This window comes from Pseudomonas sp. SCA2728.1_7 (assembly GCF_018138145.1).
In the GTDB taxonomy this organism is placed as follows: Bacteria; Pseudomonadota; Gammaproteobacteria; order Pseudomonadales; family Pseudomonadaceae; genus Aquipseudomonas; species Aquipseudomonas koreensis_A.
On the sequence record NZ_CP073104.1, the window covers coordinates 6,127,690 to 6,149,902 of the forward strand.

Annotated in this window: 9 protein-coding genes; 5 read left to right on the forward strand and 4 right to left on the reverse strand. The window is 61.4% G+C overall.

What is annotated here, in order from left to right; translation table 11 throughout:
• Positions 1 to 11 precede the first annotated feature (11 nt).
• The 3 genes from atuC to KBP52_RS27495 are packed head-to-tail and all read right to left on the reverse strand — an operon-like array spanning position 12 to position 4,298.
• Positions 12 to 1,628 (reverse strand): geranyl-CoA carboxylase subunit beta, encoded by a 1,617-nt coding sequence (atuC, locus tag KBP52_RS27485; RefSeq protein ID WP_212621377.1) that lies wholly within the window; start codon positions 1,626 to 1,628, stop codon positions 12 to 14.
• A gap of 3 nt (positions 1,629 to 1,631) precedes the next feature.
• Positions 1,632 to 2,501, reverse strand: coding sequence for an SDR family oxidoreductase (locus KBP52_RS27490; protein WP_116030556.1), 870 nt, complete (start codon positions 2,499 to 2,501; stop codon positions 1,632 to 1,634).
• A gap of 12 nt (positions 2,502 to 2,513) precedes the next feature.
• The gene (locus tag KBP52_RS27495) at positions 2,514 to 4,298 is read right to left on the reverse strand and encodes an acyclic terpene utilization AtuA family protein (protein WP_212621378.1); all 1,785 of its coding nucleotides are present in this window, start codon (positions 4,296 to 4,298) and stop codon (positions 2,514 to 2,516) included.
• Positions 4,299 to 4,482: 184 nt separating this feature from the next.
• On the opposite strand from KBP52_RS27495, the gene KBP52_RS27500 reads away from it, so the two are divergent.
• The 3 genes from KBP52_RS27500 (at position 4,483) to KBP52_RS27510 (ending at position 7,097) form a co-directional block, all read left to right on the forward strand.
• The gene (locus KBP52_RS27500; protein WP_116030558.1) at positions 4,483 to 5,106 is read left to right on the forward strand and encodes a TetR/AcrR family transcriptional regulator; all 624 of its coding nucleotides are present in this window, start codon (positions 4,483 to 4,485) and stop codon (positions 5,104 to 5,106) included.
• Positions 5,107 to 5,198: 92 nt separating this feature from the next.
• The gene (locus KBP52_RS27505; protein WP_077573894.1) at positions 5,199 to 5,996 is read left to right on the forward strand and encodes a transporter substrate-binding domain-containing protein; all 798 of its coding nucleotides are present in this window, start codon (positions 5,199 to 5,201) and stop codon (positions 5,994 to 5,996) included.
• Positions 5,997 to 6,083: 87 nt separating this feature from the next.
• Positions 6,084 to 7,097 carry a GNAT family N-acetyltransferase gene (locus KBP52_RS27510; protein WP_116030559.1) on the forward strand — a complete coding sequence of 338 codons (1,014 nt, stop codon included), beginning with the start codon at positions 6,084 to 6,086 and terminating at the stop codon, positions 7,095 to 7,097.
• Positions 7,098 to 7,233: 136 nt separating this feature from the next.
• On the opposite strand, the gene KBP52_RS27515 is transcribed toward KBP52_RS27510, so the two are convergent.
• Positions 7,234 to 7,788, reverse strand: a complete 555-nt coding sequence (locus KBP52_RS27515) for an RNA polymerase factor sigma-70 (protein WP_016985448.1) — start codon at positions 7,786 to 7,788, stop codon at positions 7,234 to 7,236.
• Positions 7,789 to 8,159: 371 nt separating this feature from the next.
• Here KBP52_RS27515 and KBP52_RS27520 point away from each other — a divergent pair, with 371 nt between their 5' ends.
• Positions 8,160 to 21,158 carry a non-ribosomal peptide synthetase gene (locus KBP52_RS27520; protein WP_212621379.1) on the forward strand — a complete coding sequence of 4,333 codons (12,999 nt, stop codon included), beginning with the start codon at positions 8,160 to 8,162 and terminating at the stop codon, positions 21,156 to 21,158.
• A 183-nt stretch (positions 21,159 to 21,341) separates the two neighbouring features.
• Positions 21,342 to 22,166 carry an alpha/beta fold hydrolase gene (locus KBP52_RS27525; RefSeq protein ID WP_212621380.1) on the forward strand — a complete coding sequence of 275 codons (825 nt, stop codon included), beginning with the start codon at positions 21,342 to 21,344 and terminating at the stop codon, positions 22,164 to 22,166.
• Positions 22,167 to 22,213: the final 47 nt, after the last annotated feature.

Consider the following 22,213-nt stretch of genomic DNA (forward strand, 5'->3'; position numbering starts at 1 on the left):
ATCCGTGGCGGTCAGAACCGGCTGACGCCGAAGCTGTTGGGTTGCAGCGTGCGAATGTCGGCTTCGTGGCAGATATCGAGCAAATAGCCGAGCAGGGTGCGCGTATCGCGCGGATCAATCAGCCCGTCATCCCACAGGTTGGCGCTGGCGTAGAGCGCGGTGGACTGGCTGTCGAGTTTCTGCGCTGTGACCTGTTCGAGCATGTCGAGCATTTTCGCGTCTGGCGTCAGGCCGTCCTTGAGCTGCTTGGCTTCGGTCACGATGCGCAAGACTTTGCCGGCCTGCGCACCGCCCATCACCGCCGTACGGCTGTTCGGCCAGGCGAAGATGAAGCGCGGATCGAGTCCGCGGCCGCACATCGCATAGTTGCCGGCGCCGTATGAGCCGCCGACCACGATGGTCAGTTTAGGCACTCGTGCATTGGCCACCGCTTGAATCAGTTTCGAGCCGTGTTTGATCACGCCTTGCTGTTCCGATTCGGTGCCGACCATGAAGCCGGTGGTGTTGTGGAAAAACAGCAGCGGCGTCTGGCTCTGATCGCACAACTGAATGAACTGCGCTGCCTTGCTCGCACCGTTCGGTGTAATCGGGCCGTTGTTGCCGATGAAACCGCAGGCGCGGCCCTGAATTTTCAACTGGCCGCAAACGGTCTGCTGATCGAACTCGCCCTTGAATTCGACGAAGCAGGACTCATCGGCAATACGCGCGATGATTTCGCGCACGTCATAGGGTTTTTTCGGATCGTCGGGGATCAGCCCGAGCAACTCGTCGATCGGGTAGAGCGGCTCTTTGTATTGCGGCTCCGGTAGCCACGGCAGTTGTTCGTTCCACGGCAGCATGCGGAGGATTTCACGGACCTGACGCACGCCATCGGCATCGTTCTCTGCGAGGTATTCAGCGGTCCCGGCAACCTGCGCGTGCATCTCGGCACCGCCCAGTTCTTCATCGGTGGCGACTTCACCGGTGGCGGCTTTTAGCAGCGGGGGACCGGCGAGAAACAGCTTGGCTTTGCCGCGCACCACCACCACGTAATCCGACAACCCCGGTTGATAAGCGCCGCCCGCCGTGGCCGAGCCGTGCACCACGGTGATCTGCGGCAAACCCATTGCCGACATCCGCGCCTGATTGGCAAAACTGCGTGCGCCTTCGACGAAAATCTCCGCCGCGTAATTGAGGTTGGCGCCACCGCTTTCGGCGAGGGTAATCACCGGGAGTTTGTTTTCCTGAGCGATCTGTTGCAGGCGCAGGGATTTTTTCAGACCGCTCGGTGAAATGGTGCCACCCTTGATCGCGCTGTTGTTCGCCACCACCATCGCGCGAATGCCACAGACGTAACCGATACCGGCGATCAGCCCGCCACCGGCCGAGCTGCCGTCCTTGTCGTCGTGCAACTTGTAGCCGGCGAGGCTGGCCAGTTCGAGAAACGGTGCACCGGGATCGAGCAACAGGTTCAGGCGTTCGCGCGGCAGCAATTGCCCGCGCTTGTCGAATTTCGCTTTGGCTTCGGCAGCCTTGTTCAGCAGGTTCTGTTCGAGCTGCTGGACTTGCTCGATGGCCGTGAGCATTGCCGCACGGTTGCGGGCAAACGCTTCGCTGTGCGGGTCGAGTCGGGACTGGATCTGCGGCATGGCTTACTCCTTGTCCTTGAGGACATCGGGAAGGTAGGCCCGGTGAAAGCCGTTGAACGACTCACTGTGAGTGGCCTTGTGCAGTGGCCATGCACGGCTGCCGAGGCTGGCTGCGCCATCGATTTTCAGCGTGCTGCCACTGATGAATGCCGCCGCCGGGCTGAGCAGAAACACGATCGCGGCGCTGACTTCCGACTCGGTGCCGATGCGCTTGAGCGGCACATGTTCACGCAGGGTTGGAATCACCGCTTTGAACGCGCCTTCGTAAGTGTCCATGCCGCTGGAGGCGATCCAGCCCGGCGCCACCGCGTTGACCCGCACGCCGGCATAACCCCATTCGAACGCGGCAGTCTTGGTGAAGTTGTCCATGCCCGACCGCGCCGCGCCCGAGTGGCCCATGCCGGGCATGCCGCCCCACATGTCGGCGAGCATGTTGACGATGTTGCCGCCGTGTTTGCTCATCGACTGATTGAACACTTCCCGCGCCATCAGAAAACCGCCGACCAGATTGGTGCGCAATACGGTTTCGAAACCTTTCTGATTGATCGAGGCCAATGGCGACGGGTACTGGCCACCGGCATTGTTGACCAGACCATGAATCGGCCCGTGCTCGGCGATCAGCTCCTTGACCAGTTGTTTGACCGCTTCTTCATCACGGATATCGCAAGCCTTCCAGTGCGCGCGGCCACCGTCCTCGGCGATTTCGGCGGCGACTTTTTCGAGCTTTTCCGGCTTGCGCCCGACCAGCAGCACATTCGCGCCGAGCGCTGCCAGTTCATGCGCGGTGCAACGGCCGATGCCGCTGCCGCCGCCAGTGACGATGATGGTCTGGCCGCTGAACAGATCGGCGTTGAAAATCGACGCGTAAGCCATGCAAACAATCCTCTAGTCGAGCTGTTCGGCGATGCTCTGCGGCACCGGGATCTGGATTTCCAGCAGTTGCTGGGCGAAGGCTTTGCCTTGCGGGTCGATGCGCAGACTCGCCACGCCGCCACCGCCGAGAGCGTTTTCCAAGAGAAAATTCAGACTGTGGGTGCCGGGCAGATACCAGCGTTCGACCCGGCCGTGGATCGGGTCGAGCACGTGGCTCATCCAGTCGACAATGACGGCCGGGGTCAGCGCTTCGGCGATCCACGGCAGGTATTCGGGTTTGCGCGGCAGCACGCCGATGTTGCTGTGATTGCCTTTGTCACCGGAGCGCGCCACGGCCAGTTTCACCAGCGCCACACTGGCATCGGCGCGGCCCTGAGGTTTCGGCGGTTGCTGGGGAATCGGCAAATCTTCGCTGTCGAGCGCTGCCAATGAGGGCAGGGCACAAGGATGGCGAACGCCGGCCAGATCAATCTGCAAGGTGCAGGCGCTTTTATCGATCAGGAATGAAAACAGACGAATCAGCGGATACACCGTCGGCCGCCCGCCGACGATACCGGTCAGGCCTGGTGCCATGCCGGTGGCGGCCTGGGCGATTTCCCGGGAGAACAGCACCAGTGCCTGTTTATTCGGGTGACGCACGGCGAGTTTGATCACCACTTCACGGCTGTCGTGGCGCTGGCCATGGGGGCCGTAAGTGGCTTCGCTGCCGAGCAGTTCGATGTCGGTTTCGCTGTAGGGCGGCCAACCGCGCTGGCTGAACATCTCCGCCGTTTTGGCGATGATTGCCTGACTGACGCGCCGCGCCTTGTCCACCGCATCGATACCGGCGATCAGACAACTGGCGGTGCAGCGGAAGCCGTCCGGGTACGTGGCGCTGACCTTGTACTTGTCGCTGGGTGGCAGGCCTTTGGCGCCGTGCACGTGCACCACGTTTTTGCCTTGTTGCTGAAGTTTGACCTGAGTGAAGTCGCAGACCACATCGGGCAACAGATACGCCTGCGGATCGCCGATTTCATACAGCATCTGCTCGCCGACGGTCAGTGGTGTGACCAGTCCACCGGAACCTTCGGGTTTGCTGACGATGAATTGGCTGTCGGCGTTGACTTCAACAATTGGAAAACCAATGTGCTCGTAATCCGGCACGTCGCGCCAATCGGTGAAGTTGCCGCCGGTGCATTGCGCGCCGCATTCGATAATGTGCCCGGCCAGCGCGGCCTGGGCGAGTTTGTCGTAGTCGTGCCACGACCAGCCGAATTCATGCACCAGCGCGGCGCTGACCACGGCGCTGTCGACGACGCGCCCGGTGATGACAATGTCGACACCCAATCGCAGCGCTTCGACAATGCCCGGCGCGCCGAGGTAGGCGTTGGTGGATACGCACATCGGTGGCAGCGGGGCGCCGCTGAACATCTCGGTGACGCCGTTGAGTTGTTTGAATTGCGGTTGCAGGTCATCGCCGATTAGTACGGCGATTTTCAGGTCGATGCCGGCCTTGTCACAGGCCGCTTGCAAGGCGTTGGCGCAGGCCTGCGGATTGACGCCGCCGGCATTGCTGATCACACGGATGTTCTGCTTGGCCAACTGCGGCAGCAGCGGCGTAAGGATTTCGATGAAGTCGCTGGCAAATCCCGCCTGCGGGTCCTTCATGCGGGCGCCGGCCATGATCGACATAGTGATTTCGGCCAGATAATCGAACACCAGATAGTCGAGCTTGCCGCCCTCCACCAACTGCGCGGCGGCGGTGGACGTATCTCCCCAGAATGCACTGGCGCATCCGATGCGAACGGTGGTGGGCATTTTTATCTCCGACTCAGCGACCTGCGACAGAAGTGTCTGGAGGCTACCAAGCAAGCGCTTGGTTTGTAAACAGTTGAAACTATCTTCTGCCCAAGCGCTTGCTTGGTTGCCGCTGGCGGCTTAAATTGCGCGCAACCCTGCGGTTTCAGGGGGCAACAGACTGATCGACTGTAGGAGAGAACGGGTGGACGAGCAAAAAGCCCTGAGGGTCATGCGCGATTTGGTTGATGAAGGCCAATTGACCGACCCCGACAGCGCCCGCGGCAAATTGCTGCAAGTGGCGGCTCACCTGTTTCGCAACAAAGGCTACGAACGCACTACGGTGCGCGATTTGGCCGGTGCTGTCGGCATCCAGTCAGGCAGCATTTTTCATCACTTCAAAAGCAAGGATGAAATCCTCCGCGCGGTGATGGAAGAAACCATCCGTTACAACACCGCGTTGATGCGTGCGGCGCTCGCCGACGCGACGAATGTACGCGAACGGGTGCTGGCGCTGATCCGCTGCGAACTGCAGTCGATCATGGGCGGCAGCGGTGAAGCCATGGCGGTGTTGGTTTATGAGTGGCGCTCGCTGTCCGAAGACGGTCAGGCCAAAGTGCTGGCGCTGCGTGATGTCTACGAGGACATCTGGCTGCAAGTGCTGGGTGAAGCCAAGGACGCTGGATTTATCCGTGGCGATGTATTTATTACCCGACGTTTCCTCACTGGTGCACTGTCGTGGACGACCACCTGGTTCCGTGCCGGCGGCAGTTTGAGCCTCGATCAGTTGGCCGATGAGGCATTGATTCTGGTCCTCGAAGCGCGTTGAAGCACTTTCTATCCAGCCGGGAAACTGGCTAACTGGGCGAAACCGCCTAGCTTGAATGCATTGATCGGTATTTTTTCGGGGAGTGGGGTGTTTTGAAGTCTTTGCCAATTCGGACGGCCGCGGGGTTGATGCTCGCAGCGCTGGCTGCATTCTGGGTATTGCCCGCTCAGGCAGCGCAATTGGTTCGGGTCGGCGCGGCGCATTTTCCGCCTTACACCATTCGCCCGGAAAACGGCGCTGACACAGGCCTCCTGCCGCAGTTGGTCGAGGCCCTCAATCGTCTGCAAAGCGACTATCAGTTCGTCCTTGTGCCGACCTCGATTCCGCGGCGCTTCGGGGATTTCAAGCAGGGTCGGATCGACATGGCGATTTTCGAGAATCCCGACTGGGGCTGGAAGGAGATTCCCCACGCGGATGTCGACATGGGCCTTGAGGACGCGGAGATTTTCGTCGCGCAACGCGAAGACGGCCGTCAGCAGAACTATTTCGCCGACCTCACCGGCAAGCGTCTGGCGCTGTTCAGCGGTTACCACTACGAGTTCGCCAACTTCAACGCCGACCCAAAATTCCTCGCGCAGAATTTCAACGCCACGCTGACCTATTCCCACGACAGCAATCTGCTGATGGTCCTGCGTTCGCGGGCGGATATCGCCCTGGTGACGCGTTCCTATCTGTTCGATTACCTGCTGCGTAACGAGAAGGTGCGCGATGAATTGCTGGTGTCGCAGCGCATTGATCAGGTCTATCACCATTACGCCATTCTTCGCCCGACGGCGCCGATTACCGGTGCTGCGTTTGGCAAGTTGCTGCAAGGCCTGCGCGATAACGGCGAAATGCTGAAAATCTTTGATCCGTACAAGATTGCCGTAGTGCCGGTGCCTCATCACTGAGGCACCGATTTCCCGATAAAGCCTAAATTTTCCTTCCCGGATCACGTCACATCGTTGAACTGTCGACGATTATCGTGAGCCCGACCCATGTCCAATCTGAATGACCTGACTGCCCTGGCCTTGCCTTCGGGCAGTCAACTGATCGCTGATGCAACCGAAAGCCGTCTGAGCCTGAGCCTGGACGGGCAACCGCTGATCCGCTTGCGCCTTGATCGGGAGGCCAAGGGGCCGATCCAGATCGATGAGCGCTTCGCTTTGCCGCCCGGGCAGGCGCTGTGGGCGGCCTGTTACTGGTTGTTCGCGCGGGATCCGGCGTGCCAGCAGTTGACCTGGCAACTGGATCAGCCGCCGACCGAAGCGTTGCTCAGTGGCTTGCTGGTGAGCACCGAAGTGGCTGGCGAATATCGCTGCGAGCGCACGCTGTTCTGGCAGTTGCCACAACCGTGGCTCGGCACTTCGCTGGCAGGCAGCTATCCGCAGCAAATGGTCATCAGCCAGGGCAAGCGTCATCCGCTGCGCCCGGTGAAGCCGCGGGGCGAAGTGTATCGGCGTTTCGATGCGCGCCTTGGTGCGTGGATTTCCTTGCGTACGGTCGAGATCGAAGAAGATTTGCCGCGTTTCAACCGCTGGCAGAACAGCCCGCGCGTCGCCAGTTTCTGGCAGGAAGAGGGCAGCATCGAGAAGCATCGCGAATACCTGAGCAAGCTCGATGCTGACCCGCATACGCTGACGCTGATTGGCTGTTTCGATGATCAGCCGTTTGCCTATTTCGAAGCCTATTGGGCCAAGGAAGATCGCATCGCGCCGTTCTACGATGCCGACAATTACGATCGCGGCATTCACATGCTGGTCGGCGAAGAAGATCACCGCGGCCCGCACAAAGTGGCGAGCTGGTTATCGGCGCTGGTGCATTACCTGTTTCTGGATGATCCGCGCACGCAGCGTGTGGTCGCTGAGCCTCGGGCCGACAACGCGAAGATGATCGGCCATATGCAGAATCAGTGCTTTCACTGTGAGAAAGAGTTCGACTTCCCGCACAAGCGCGCGGCGCTGATGATGCTGGGGCGTGAGCGGTTTTTTGATCGGTGCAAGCTGGCGTGATGATCTGGCTTCAGGATTTATGTGATCTTGAGGCCGCCTTCGCGAGCAGGCTCGCTCCCACATGGGTTTTGTGGCACTCACAAATTCCATGTGGGAGCGAGCCTGCTCGCGAATGGCTTGACGCAAAATCTGAATCTTAGCGACGACCGGCAATCACCGCATCCCGACGACTGCCCGAGACCTTGCGGCAGTGCACCAGTGCATCACGAATCATGAAGTTGACCAGGGTTGGCGATACGCCGAGTTCTTTGGCGATGTCCTTTTGCGGCACGCCGTGCAGGCGGTACATTTCGAACGCATAGCGAGTGCGGCTAGGCAGCTCGGTCAGTGCATCGGCGATGTTTTCCAGGGTCGAGAAATTGATGTGCGAGGTTTCCGGCGAAGCACCCTGAATGACCACGTTCAGCCCTTCCTCTTCAGGGCCGGAGTACTTCTGTTCCAGCGCCTGTTTGCGGTAGTGATCGATGGCGAGGTTGCGCACGATCTGGAACAGATAGCTCAGTTGAGCCTTGATCGACGACGTGATCGGTGGCGCCGACTGCAATCGGAAAAACGCATCCTGCACCACGTCTTCGGCACGTGAGCGGCAGCCGGTAATACGGGCTGCAATCTTGACCAGAATCAGTCGATTGTCGACGAATGCCTGAAGTAGCGGTGAATCGCACCTGCTTGTGGATACTTGTTCCGTCATGGAAATCACCTTGCTGCCAAATAGGTTAGTGGGACGCCTGGGGGGACGGGGCCGTCCTACACATCGAGCGACAAATTATGTTGAATGATAATGATTGTCAATTGAGAAAGAGAACTAATGATCCACAACGGTGCATTCTGAGACCTGCGACACGCCGCCACACCCCAGCCCCATTGGCTATCCAGCCTGCCGACTAATTATTTCAAGACGTCATCCGTTCTCATTGGTGAATGGTTCCGGGTACACATCCCCGGCCAGACAGCATTCCGATGCCTTGCGCGGTCGGCACAGACCGCGCCCTGCATGCCCTTCGAGGGGTGTGACGCAGCAACCCGATTCCATTAGCAAGCCGAATTCAGGCAGGAAACCTCATGACCGACGCGTTCGAACTCCCCAGCACCCTGGTCCAAGCCCTCCAGCGCCGCGCGGCTCTGACGCCGGATCGACTGGCTTTGCGTTTTCTTGCCGAAAGCGAAGAGCAGGCTGTGGTACTGAGTTATCGCGAACTGGATCAGCGCGCGCGTACGATTGCTGCCGCGTTGCAGGCTGAGGCTGAATTCGGTGATCGCGCGGTGCTGCTGTTCCCGAGCGGCCCGGACTATGTCGCGGCGTTCTTTGGCTGCCTGTACGCCGGCGTCATCGCGGTGCCAGCCTATCCGCCGGAATCCGCGCGTCGTCACCATCAGGAGCGTTTGCTGTCGATCATTGCCGACGCCGAACCGCGTCTGCTGCTGACCAGTGCCGACCTGCGCGACGCGTTGCAGCAGATCGAAGGCGCGCCGCTGCTGTTGTGCGTCGATACCCTCGACCGTACGCTCGCCGAACGATGGGTTGAACCGGTCCTGCCGCAAGACCACATCGCGTTCCTGCAATACACCTCCGGCTCTACCGCACTGCCCAAAGGCGTGCAGGTCAGCCACGGCAATCTGGTCGCCAATGAACTGCTGATCCGTCACGGTTTCGGCATCGATGTAAATCCGGATGATGTGATCGTCAGTTGGCTACCGCTGTATCACGACATGGGTTTGATCGGTGGTCTGCTGCAGCCGATTTTCAGCGGCGTGCCGTGCATTCTCATGTCACCGGCCTACTTCCTCGGCCGGCCGTTGCGTTGGCTGGAAGCGATCAGCGAATACGGCGGCACCATCAGCGGCGGGCCGGATTTTGCCTATCGCCTGTGCAGCGAACGAGTGAGTGAGTCGGCCCTCGAACGTCTCGATCTGAGCCGTTGGCGCGTGGCGTATTCCGGTTCCGAACCGATCCGTCTCGACACCCTCGAACGCTTCGCCGAGAAGTTCACCGCGTGCGGTTTCAGCGCAGACAATTTCATGGCCTCGTACGGTCTGGCCGAAGCCACATTGTTCGTCGCCGGCACCCCGCGCGGCACCGGCATCCCGGCACTGCGTGTGGACGATCAGGCGCTGGCGCAAAACCGCGCCGAGCCGGGCGAGGGCAGTCCGATCATGAGTTGCGGCATCAGCCAGCCGGAACACGCTGTGCTGATCGTCGAGCCGAGCAGTCTCGACGAACTCGCCGATAACGCGGTGGGCGAAGTCTGGGCCGCCGGCCCGAGTATCGCTCTCGGCTACTGGCGCAACCCCGAAGCCAGCGCCAAGACCTTCGTCCAGCACGCCGGTCGTACCTGGTTGCGCACCGGTGATCTGGGCTTTATCCGCGACGGTGAACTGTTCATCACGGGTCGCCTGAAAGACATGCTGATCGTGCGCGGTCACAACCTCTATCCGCAGGACATCGAGAAGACCGTTGAGAACGAAGTGGAAGTGGTGCGCAAGGGCCGCGTCGCTGCATTCGCCGTCAGCCAGAATGGCGAAGAGGGCATCGGCATCGCCGCGGAAATCAGCCGCAGCGTGCAGAAAATCCTGCCACCGGAAGCGTTGATCAAAGCCATTCGCCAAGCGGTGGCCGAGGCTTATCAGGAAGCGCCGAGCGTGGTGGTGCTGCTCAATCCCGGCGCGCTACCGAAAACCTCCAGCGGCAAACTGCAGCGTTCGGCGTGTCGCAATCGTCTGGCCGATGGCAGCCTCGACAGCTACGCAGTATTCCCGTCGACGGCATCCGAAAGCCAAGAATCGACCACCAGCGCCTCCGAACTCGAAGCGTTGATCGGCAACATCTGGGCCGAACAACTCAACGTCAAACAGGTCAGCGCCGACGATCACTTCTTCCTGCTCGGCGGCAACTCGATCGCCGCCACACAAGTCATCGCCCGGGTTCGCGAAGAACTCGCGCTTGAGCTGAGCCTGCGCCTGCTGTTCGAAGCACCGACCCTGTGCGCATTTGCGGCTGCAGTAGCGCAACAGCAACAGGACGGCGGCAGCGCCCAAGGTGCAATCACCGCTTTGTCGCGCAGCGAGCCAATGCCGCAATCGCTGGCGCAAAACCGTTTGTGGATCACCTGGCAACTCGACCCGCAGAGCAGCGCCTACAACATTCCTGGTGCCCTGCGTCTGCGCGGCGAGCTCGACGAAGACGCGTTGCGCATCAGCTTCCAGCAATTGATCGAGCGCCACGAATCCCTGCGCACACGTTTCTTCGAGCGGGACGGCGTGGCCCTGCAACAAGTCGCTGCCGCCGCCGAACTCAACCTGCAACTGATCGACATCAGCGACTTGCCGGCGGCTGAGCGTGAAGCCCGTGCGCAACAAATCCGCGAAGACGAAGCACGCACTCAGTTCGACCTGGAGAAAGGTCCGTTGCTGTGGGTGACGCTGGTGCGTCTCGACGACGAAGATCACCAGTTGCTGGTGACGCTGCACCACATCATCGCTGACGGCTGGTCGCTGAACATATTGATCGACGAGTTCTCGCGCCTGTACGCCGCCGCCTCGCAAGGCGCGACGGCCAACCTCGCGTCACTGCCAACCCAGTACGCCGACTACGGCAGCTGGCAGCGCCAATGGCTGGCGCAAGGTGAAGGCGAGCGGCAACTGGCGTACTGGAAAGCGCAGTTGGGTGACGAGCATCCAGCGCTGGAATTGGCCACCGATTACCCACGGTCCGCTAAGCAAACTCATAGCGCAGCACGCCATACCGTGCGTCTGGCCGGCAGCCTCAGCGATGCGATCCGCCACACGGCGCAGGCTCACCAATCGACACCGTTCATGCTGTTACTTTCGGCATTGCAGAGCCTGCTGCATCGCTACAGCGGTCAGCGCGACATTCGCATCGGCGTACCCAACGCCAACCGTCTGCGCCTGGAAACCCAGGGCCTGATCGGCTTCTTCATCAACACTCAAGTGCTGCGTGCGCAAATCGATTCGCGCCTGTCGTTTGTCGAGTTGCTGGCCCAGACCCGTCAAGCCGCGCTCGGTGCGCAGGCGAATCAGGATCTGCCCTTTGAACAGCTGCTCGAAGCCTTTCCGCAGGCCCGCGAACAAGGCTTGTTCCAGGTCATGTTCAACCACCAGCAGCGTGATCTGAGTGCGCTCAAACGTCTGCCGGGACTGCTCGCCGAAGAACTGCCGTGGCACAGCCGCGAAGCCAAGTTCGACCTGCAATTGCACAGCGAGGAAGACCGCAACGGTCGCCTGACTTTGTCCTTCGACTACGCCAGCGAATTGTTTGACGCCGCGACCATCGAACGTCTGGCCGAGCACTTCAGCAACCTGTTGCGCGAAGTCTGCGAACGCCCGGAGCAAGCCATCGGCGACCTGCAATTGCTGAACACCAGCGAGCACGCTCAGCAAAAAAACTGGAGCGTCGCACCGTGCACCCCGGCGCAACAGTGGTTGCCGGAACTGCTCAACGAACAGGCGCGTCTGACCCCGGAGCGCACCGCGCTGGTGTGGGACGGTGGCAGCCTCGACTTCGCTGAACTGCACGCGCAATCCAACCGTCTCGCGCACTATCTGCGCGACAAAGGCGTCGGCCCGGACGTTTGCGTGGCCATTGCCGCCGAGCGTTCGCCGCAACTGCTGATCGGCCTGCTGGCGATCATCAAGGCCGGCGGCGCCTATGTACCGCTGGACCCGGATTACCCGGCCGATCGACTGGCCTACATGCTCAGCGACAGCGGCGTCGAATTGCTCCTGACCCAGACCGAATTGCTCGAGCGTTTGCCGGCCAGCGATGGCGTCAGCGTGATCGCCATGGACGCGCTGCACCTGGAAAACTGGCCGAGCCAGGCACCTGGTCTGCACTTGCACGGCGACAACCTCGCCTATGTGATTTACACCTCGGGCTCCACCGGCCAACCGAAAGGCGTCGGCAACACTCACGTCGCGCTGGCCGAACGTCTGCAATGGATGCAGAACGCTTACGCGCTCAACGAAACCGATGTGCTGATGCAAAAGGCGCCGATCAGTTTCGACGTGTCGGTGTGGGAATGCTTCTGGCCGCTGATCACCGGCGCACGCCTGCTGATTGCAGGTCCCGGTGAACACCGCGATCCGCATCGCATCGCCCAACTGGTTCAAGAACATGGCGTGACCACGTTGCACTTTGTGCCGCCGCTGCTTTCGCTGTTCATTGACGAACCGCTGAGCGCCGAATGCACCAGCCTGCGCCGGGTCTTCTCCGGCGGTGAAGCGTTGCCGGCCGAACTGCGTAACCGCGTGCTGGCGCAACTGCCGGCGGTGCAATTGCACAACCGTTACGGCCCGACTGAAACCGCAATCAACGTCACCCATTGGCACTGCACCTCTGCCGATGGCGAACGTTCGCCGATCGGCCGTCCGCTGGGCAACGTGATTTGCCGCGTGCTCGACGCCGATCTCAATCCAGTGCCGGCCGGTGTGCCGGGTGAGCTGTGCATCAGCGGTATCGGTCTGGCTCGCGGCTACCTCGGCCGTCCATCGTTGACCGCAGAGCGTTTTGTCGTCGATCCGCTGGGCGAGCAGGGCGCACGTTTGTACCGCACCGGCGACCGTGCGCGCTGGACCGCCGATGGCGTGATCGAATACCTCGGCCGTCTCGATCAGCAGGTCAAACTGCGTGGCTTCCGCGTTGAACCGGAAGAAATCGAAGCGCGTCTGCTCGCCCAGGATGGCGTCGCCCAAGCCGTGGTGCTGGTGCGCGAAACCGCTGCCGGCGCGCAATTGATCGGCTACTACACCGCATCCGATGCCAGCGAAGTTGCAGACGAACAAATCACGCGCCTGAAAACCGCGCTGGCCGCCGAGCTGCCGGAATACATGGTCCCGGCGCAACTGATGCGTCTGGACGCAATGCCCCTGAGCCCGAGCGGCAAACTCGACCGCCGCGCCTTGCCCGAGCCGCAATGGCAAGTGCGTGAGCACGTCGAGCCGGTCACCGAACTGGAACAACAGATCGCCGCGATCTGGCGTGAAGTGCTCGGTCTGGCGCAAGTCGGCCTGCGCGACGACTTCTTCGCCCTCGGCGGTCATTCGCTGCTGGCCACGCAAATCATCTCGCGCACCCGTCAGGCCTGTGACGTCGAACTGCCGTTGCGCGCCTTGTTCGAGCACAGCGAACTCGGTGATTTCGCCGAACAGATCCGCCTGATCCAGGCCAGCGGCCGCACCAACAAACAGCCACCGATCGACAAGGTTGATCGCAGCAAACCGGTGCCGCTGTCGTACTCGCAACAGCGCATGTGGTTCCTCTGGCAGATGGAGCCGGACAGCCCGGCGTACAACGTCGGCGGCATGGCGCGTCTGCGTGGCGTATTGCACGTCGAGCGTTTCGAGGCCGCGTTGCAAGCGCTGATTCTGCGTCACGAAACCCTGCGCACCACCTTTCCGAGCGTCGACGGCGTCGCCCGTCAACAGGTGCATGCCGAGACGGGCGTGCGCATGGGTTGGAAGGATTTCTCCAAGTTCGCCGCTGATGTGCGTGAACAAAAGGTTCAGCAACTGGCCGACGAAGAAGCGCATCTGCCGTTCGATCTGGAAACCGGTCCGCTGCTGCGCGCCTGCCTGGTGAAGACCGCCGAGCACGAGCATTACTTCGTCCTGACCCTGCACCACATCGTCACCGAAGGCTGGGCGATGGACATCTTCGCCCGGGAACTCAGTGCGCTGTACGAAGCGTTTGTTGACGATCGTGATTCGCCGCTTGAGCCGCTGCCGGTGCAGTACCTCGACTACAGCGTTTGGCAGCGCAACTGGCTGGAGTCCGGCGAGCGTCAGCGTCAACTCGACTACTGGACCGCACAGCTCGGCCGTGAACATCCACTGCTGGAATTGCCGGGCGACCGTCCGCGCCCGCCGGTGCAAAGCCATCAGGGCGAACTGTTCCGTTTCGACCTGAGCGACGATCTCGCCGCGCGGGTTCGTGCGTTCAATGCGCAACACGGTCTGACCCTGTTCATGACCATGACTGCCGCGCTCGCGACGCTGCTTTACCGCTACAGCGGCCAGACCGATTTGCGCATCGGTGCGCCGGTGGCCAACCGCATCCGTCCGGAAAGCGAAGGGCTGATCGGTGCGTTCCTCAACACCCAGGTTCTGCGTTGCCAGCTCGACGGCATGATGTCGGTCGGCGAACTGTTCGAGCAGGTGCGCCACACCGTGATCGAAGGTCAGTCGCATCAGGATCTGCCGTTCGATCATCTGGTCGAAGCGTTGCAGCCGCCGCGCAGCGCCGCGTACAACCCGCTGTTCCAGGTGATGTGCAACGTGCAGCGCTGGGAATTTCAGCAGAGCCGCATGCTCGCCGGCATGACCGTCGAGTACCTGGCCAACGATGCGCGAGCGACCAAGTTCGACCTCAATCTGGAAGTCACCGACCTCGACCATCGCCTCGGTTGCTGCCTGACTTACAGCACCGATCTGTTCGACGAGCCGACCATCGCGCGCATGGCCAGACATTGGCGCAATCTGCTTGAAGCGCTGATCGCCGATCCGCAACAGCGCCTCAGCGAATTGCCGCTGCTCGATCAACCCGAGCAACAGCAACTGCTCGACAGCCTCGGCATCGAGCCGGGCGAGCATCGTCTCGACCAGTGCATCCATCACCTGTTTGCCGAACAAGCGCTGGCGCGTAAAGACGCACCGGCCCTGACCTTCGCCGGGCAGACCCTGAGCTACGCCGAACTCGACGCCCGCGCCAATCGCCTGGCCTGGGCCCTGCGTGAGCGCGGCGTTGGCCCACAGGTGCGCGTTGGTCTGGCGCTTGAGCGTTCGCTGGAGATGGTCATCGGCCTGCTGGCGATCCTCAAGGCTGGCGGTGCGTATGTGCCGCTGGACCCGGAATACCCGCTCGACCGTCTGCATTACATGATCGAAGACAGCCGCATCGGCTTGCTGCTCAGTGATCGCGCAATGTTCAAAGCCCTCGGCGATCTCCCACCAAGCGTGGCGCGCTGGTGCCTGGAAGAGGACAGCGCGGCACTCGCCGCTTACCCGGCCAGTGAGCTGCCGTTTACCAGCCTGCCACAACATCAGGCTTACCTGATTTACACCTCGGGCTCGACCGGCAAGCCGAAAGGCGTGGTGGTCTCCCACGGCGAAATCGCCATGCACTGTCAGGCCGTGATCGAGCGGTTTGGCATGCGCCCGGACGACTGCGAACTGCACTTCTATTCGATCAACTTCGATGCGGCAACTGAGCGTTTGTTGGTGCCGTTGCTCAGCGGCGCGCAAGTGGTGCTGCGTGCGCAAGGTCAGTGGGACGCGGAAGAAATCTGCGGTTTGATCCGCACGCATAAAATCAACGTGCTCGGTTTCACCCCGAGTTACGGCAGCCAGTTGGCACAGTTCCTCTCGACGCAAAACGAAATCCTTCCGGTGCGGATGATCATCACTGGCGGCGAAGCATTGACCGGTGAACACCTGCAACGGATTCGTGCAGCGTTCAAACCGGCGATGTTTTTCAACGCCTATGGCCCGACCGAAACCGTGGTCATGCCACTGGCCAGTCTGGCGCCGGAGGTGCTGGAGGAGGGCGCCGGCAGTGTGCCGATTGGCAGCGTGATTGGCGCGCGTGTCGCGTACATTCTTGACGCCAATCTGGCGCTGGTACCGCAAGGCGCGACCGGTGAGTTGTTCGTCGGCGGAGCCGGTCTGGCCCAGGCTTATCACGATCGCCCGGGCATCACCGCCGAGCGCTTTGTCGCTGACCCGTTTGCCACTGATGGCGGGCGCATGTATCGCACCGGCGACCTGGTGCGCCAGCGTGCCGATGGCTTGGTGGAATACTTGGGCCGGATCGACCATCAGGTAAAAATCCGTGGATTCCGTATCGAGTTGGGCGAAATCGAAACCCGCCTGCTCGATCACCATTCAATCCGTGAAGCCGTGGTGCTCGCACTGGATGCGCCGAGCGGCAAACAACTGGTTGGCTATCTGGTGACCGAGATTGCCGAACAAAGCGAAGCGAATCAGGCTGAACTGCGCGACGCGCTCAAGGTGCACCTCAAGGCGCAACTGCCGGATTACATGGTGCCGACGCACCTGATTCTGCTGGCGAGCATGCCGCTGACCGCCAACGGCAAACTCGACCGCCGCGCCTTGCCGGCGCCGGATCCTGAGCTCAATCGTCAGGACTACGTCGCGCCGAGCAACGAGCTGGAGCAGACCCTGGCGCAGATCTGGTGCGAGGTGCTCAACGTCGAACAGGTCGGCCTCAACGACAACTTCTTCGAACTCGGCGGCGACTCGATTCTGTCGATCCAGGTGGTCAGTCGCGCACGTCAGCAAGGCATTCATTTCAGCCCGCGTGATCTGTTCCAGCATCAGACCGTGCAGACCCTCGCCGCCGTGGCCAGCCGCACCGAGCAGGTGACGGCCGAGCAAGGTCTGGTGGTTGGCGAATCGGCGCTGACGCCGATTCAGCATTGGTTCTTCGACACCGATATTCCTCAGCGTCAGCACTGGAACCAGGCGTTGTTGCTGGAGCCGACCGCAACCCTCGAATCGCATCGTCTGGAGCAGGCGCTGCTGGCGGTGATCGAGCAGCATGACGCCTTGCGTCTGCGTTTCATCGAGGTCGACGGCCAGTGGCAAGCGACCCACCAACCGGTCTCCGATGCGGCGGTGTTGTGGCAAGTGCGCGTGACCTCGATGGACCAGTGCGAAGCGCTGTTCGCCGATGCCCAGCGCAGTCTCGACCTTGAACAAGGGCCGTTGGTGCGCGCCGTACTGGTCGATGGCCCGCAAGGTCAGCAACGCCTGTTTATCGCGATTCATCACTTGGTGGTCGACGGCGTGTCGTGGCGCGTATTGCTCGACGATGTGCAAACCGTTTACCGCCAACTCGACGCCGACCAAGCGGTGAAACTGCCGGCGAAAACCAGTGCCTTCAAGGACTGGACGGCACGCCTGCAGGCCTACGCCGGCAGCGAGTCCCTGCGCGAAGAACTCGACTGGTGGCAGACCCAACTGGCCGGCCCAAGTGCCGATCTGCCGTGCGAAAACCCGCAGGGCGGTCAGCAGAATCGTCACGCACAAACCGTCAGCGTGCGCCTCGATGCCGAGTACACCAAACAGTTGCTGCAACAGGCGCCAGTCGCGTACCGCACGCAAGTTAACGACTTGCTGCTGACTGCACTGGCCCGCGTACTCTGCCGCTGGAGTGGCCAGCCGTCTGCGCTGATTCAACTGGAAGGCCACGGTCGCGAAACCCTGTTCGACGAGATCGACCTGACTCGCACCGTCGGCTGGTTCACCAGCGCCTATCCATTGCGCCTGACCCCGCACAACATCGAAGAAGCCGCCGGGCAGGGCGCTTCGATCAAGGCGATCAAGGAGCAACTGCGTGCCGTGCCGCACAAAGGCCTCGGTTATGGCGTGCTGCGATATCTCGCCGATGACCTCAGCCAGCGCAGCATGGCCGCGCTGCCGAACGCGCCGGTCACCTTCAACTACCTCGGCCAGTTCGACCAGAGCTTCGGCAGCGATGCCCTGTTCCGTCCGCTCGATGAGTCGGTCGGTGCCGCCCACGATCCGCAGGCGCCATTGCCGAACGAACTGAGCATCGACAGTCAGGTCTACGGCGGTGAATTGCTCCTGCGCTGGACCTTCAGCGCCGAGCGTTACGAGGCGCAAACCATCAACGATCTGGCCGATGCCTACCTCGGCGAGCTGCAAAGCCTGATCGCCCATTGCCTGCAAGACGAGGCCGGCGGCCTGACGCCGTCGGACTTCCCGTTGGCGAAATTGACTCAGACACAACTGGATGCCTTGCCGGTGCCGGCCGCGCACATCGAAGACGTCTATCCGCTGACGCCGATGCAGGAAGGCATGTTGCTGCACACCTTGCTCGAACCGGGCACCGGTCTGTACTACATGCAGGATCGCTACCGCATCAACAGCGAACTCGACGCCGAGCGTTTCGCCCAGGCGTGGCAAGCGGTGATCGCCCGTCACGAAGCGCTGCGCGCGTCGTTCTGCTGGAACGTCGGCGAAGACATGCTGCAAGTGATTCACACGCCGGGTCGCACGCCGATCGAGTATCTGGACTGGAGCGCGATCGCCGAAACCGAGCAGGAACCGCAGCTGCAAGCCTTGCTGAAAAGCGAGCGCGAAGCCGGTTTCGATCTGCTCAATCAGGCACCGTTCCACCTGCGTCTGATCAAGGTCGGCGCGGCGCGTTACTGGTTCATGATGAGCAACCACCACATCCTTATCGATGCCTGGTGCCGTTCGTTGCTGATGAACGACTTCTTCGAAATCTACACCGCTCTGGGTGAAGGTCGCGAAGCGCAATTGAGCGTGCCGCCGCGTTATCGCGATTACATCGGCTGGCTGCAACGCCAGAGCCTGGCCGAAGCGCGGCAGTGGTGGCAGCAGAATCTGCAAGGGTTCGAGCGCACCACGCCGATCCCGAGCGACCGGCCGTTCCTGCGTGAACACGCCGGTGAAAGCGGCGGCATGATCGTCGGCGACCGCTACACGCGCCTCAATGTCGAGGACGGTGCGCGTCTGCGTGAACTGGCGCAGGCCCATCAACTGACCATCAACACCTTCGCCCAAGCGGCGTGGGCCTTGGTGCTGCGCCGTATGAGCGGCGATCGTGACGTGCTGTTCGGCGTGACCGTGGCCGGGCGCCCGGTGGAAATGCCGGAGATGCAACGTACTGTCGGCCTGTTCATCAACAGTATTGCGCTGCGGGTGCAGATGCCTGAGGACGATCAGCGCAGCAGCGTGCGTCAGTGGCTCAGTGGCTTGCTCGACAGCAACATGCAGCTGCGCGAGTACGAATACCTGCCGCTGGTGAACATTCAGGAACAGAGCGAATTGCCGAAAGGCCAGCCGCTGTTCGACAGCCTGTTCGTCTTCGAAAACGCCCCGGTGGAAGTGTCGGTACTGGATCGGGCGCAGAGCCTGAATGCGACTTCGGACTCCGGCCGTACGCACACCAACTTCCCGCTGACGGCGGTGTGCTACCCGGGCGATGACCTTGGTCTTCACCTGTCATACGACCAGCGTTATTTCGACGAATCGACCATCGAGCGCATGCTCGGCGAGTTCAAGCGTCTGCTGCTGGCGCTGGTCGACGGCTTCCATGGCGACATGGCCGACCTGCCGCTGCTGGGCGTCGAGGAACAGGACTTCCTGCTGCACGGTTGCAACCAGAGTGCCCACGATTATCCGCTGGAGCAAAGTTACGTTGCGCTGTTCGAAGCGCAGGTCGCTGCGCATCCGCAGCGTATCGCCGCGACGTGCCTGGATCAGCAACAGAGCTATGCCGAGTTGAACCTCAGCGCCAACCGTCTCGGTCATGCCCTGGTCGCCGCCGGTGTGCAGATGGATCAACCGGTGGCGCTGCTCGGCGAACGCAATCTCGATCTGCTCGGCATGATCATCGGCAGCTTCAAGGCTGGCGCGGGTTATCTGCCGCTGGATCCAGGTCTGCCGAGTCAGCGTCTGCAACGCATCATCGAGCTGAGTCGCACGCCGGTGCTGGTCTGCTCCAAAGCATGCTTTGAACAAGCGCAGACGTTGCTGGATGAATTCAGCTGCGCCAATCGCCCACGCTTGCTGGTGTGGGAAGAGATACAAGCGGCGGCGACGGCGGCGCAGGATCTGGGTATTTACAGCGGCCCGGACAATCTCGCTTACGTGATCTACACCTCGGGCTCGACCGGCCTGCCGAAAGGCGTGATGGTCGAGCAGCGCGGCATGCTCAACAACCAGTTGAGCAAGGTGCCGTACTTGAATTTGAGCGACGCCGACGTGATCGCGCAGACCGCTTCGCAAAGCTTCGATATTTCGGTCTGGCAGTTCCTTGCCGCACCGTTGTTCGGCGCGCGGGTGGACATCGTGCCGAACACCATCGCCCACGATCCGCAAGGGTTGCTGGTGCATGTGCAAGCGCAGGGCATCACCGTGCTGGAGAGCGTGCCGTCGCTGATTCAGGGCATGCTCGCCTCGGATCGCTTGAGTCTCGATGGCTTGCGCTGGATGTTGCCGACCGGTGAAGCGATGCCGCCGGAACTGGCGCACCAATGGCTGCTGCGTTACCCGGACATCGGTCTGGTCAATGCTTACGGCCCGGCGGAATGCTCGGATGACGTGGCGTTCTTCCGTGTCGACATGGCGTCGACGCGCGGCAGTTACTTGCCGATCGGCACGCCGACCGACAACAACTTGCTGTATTTGGTCGACGGCGCGCTGGACTTGGTGCCGTTGGGCGCGGTCGGTGAGTTGTGCGTGGCGGGCACGGGTGTCGGTCGCGGTTATGTCAGCGATCCGCTGCGCACCGCGCCGGTGTTTGTGCCGAACCCGTTCGGTGCGCCGGGCGAGCGTCTGTATCGCACCGGTGACCTGGCGCGGCGTCGTAGCGACGGAGTGCTGGAGTATGTTGGCCGCGTCGACCATCAAGTGAAGATTCGCGGTTACCGCATCGAGTTGGGTGAGATCGAAGCGCGCCTGCACGAACAACCGGAAGTGCGCGATGGCGCGGTCGGTGTGCAGGAAGGCGTCAACGGTAAACACTTGGTCGGCTATCTGGTTGCTGCTGATTCAGCACTCAATCCGAGCGAACGCCTTGAGCGGATCAAGCAGCGCCTGCGCGCCGAACTGCCGGAATACATGGTGCCGCTGCACTGGTTGTGGCTCGACCAAATGCCGCTGAATGCCAACGGCAAACTCGATCGCAAAGCCCTGCCGGCGCTGGAGATCGGCCAGTTGCAGAGCCAGGACTATCTGGCTCCGCGCAATGATCTTGAACAGACTTTGGCTGATATTTGGGCCGAGGTGCTGAAGGTCGAGAAGGTCGGTGTGCGCGACAACTTCTTCGAGCTCGGCGGGCATTCGTTGCTGGCCACGCAGATCGCCTCGCGGGTGCAGAAATCCTTGCAACGTGACGTGCCGCTGCGAGCGATGTTCGAGTGCAGCACGGTGGAGGAACTGGCTGAGTACATTGATGGACTGGCGGCGAGTGATATCTCTGAGGAGAAGGTTGATCGGTTGAATGATCTGATGGCGGAGCTGGAGGGCTTCTAGTTCTTTAGCGCCTGCAATGGCCTCATCGCGAGCAGGCTCACTCCTACATTTGGAATGCGTTCCCCTGTAGGAGTGAGCCTGCTCGCGATTGGCGTCCGTACATTCACCTACATTTCCAAGGTTGACGACCAGCAACCGGCAGCTCAGTCTGCCGGTTCTCTTTTTTTGTCGCGGGGGTGGTCGATGCCTTTTTTCACGGTTGACGGACAAGCGCTGCATTACATTGATCAAGGCACAGGCCCGGCGGTGTTGCTGGCTGGCAGCTACCTGTGGGATCAGGCCATGTGGGCGCCGCAGATTGCCGCTTTGTCGCCGCACTATCGGGTGATTGCGCTGGATCTGTGGGGCCATGGCGAGTCGGGGCGGTTGCCTGAAGGCACGGCGTCGCTGGACGACATCGCTCGTCAGGCGCAGGCCTTGCTCGACCATCTCGACATCGATCAGGTCACCCTCGTCGGGCTGTCGGTCGGCGGCATGTGGGGCGTACGTCTGGCGTTGTCGGCACCGCAGCGGCTCAACGGTCTGGTGCTGATGGACACCTACGTTGGCGTCGAACCGGAGCCGACTCGTCAGTACTATTTCTCGCTGTTCAAGCAGATTGAAGAAACCGGCGAAATCTCCGAGCAATTACTGGACATCGTCGTGCCGATCTTCTTCCGTCCGGGCATCGATCCGCAGTCGGCGCTGTATCAGGATTTCCGCGCGAAACTGGCGGCGTACTCCTCGGATCGACTGCGCGAAAGCATCGTGCCGATGGGGCGTATCACCTTTGGTCGCGATGATTTGTTGCCACGTCTGGGGGAATTGAACGCAGCGACCACGCTGGTGCTGTGCGGCGATCAGGACAAACCGCGACCACCCTCGGAAGCACAGGAAATGGCCGAGTTGATCGGTTGCCCGTGGGTGTTGGTGCCGGAGGCGGGGCATATCTCCAATCTGGAGAATCCCGAGTTTGTCACCGAGGTGTTGTTTACCTTCCTCAGCGAGCGCAACCGACACACCGAGTAATCTTCAATCGCGAGCAGGCTCACTCCTACAGGAGAATGCATTCCAAA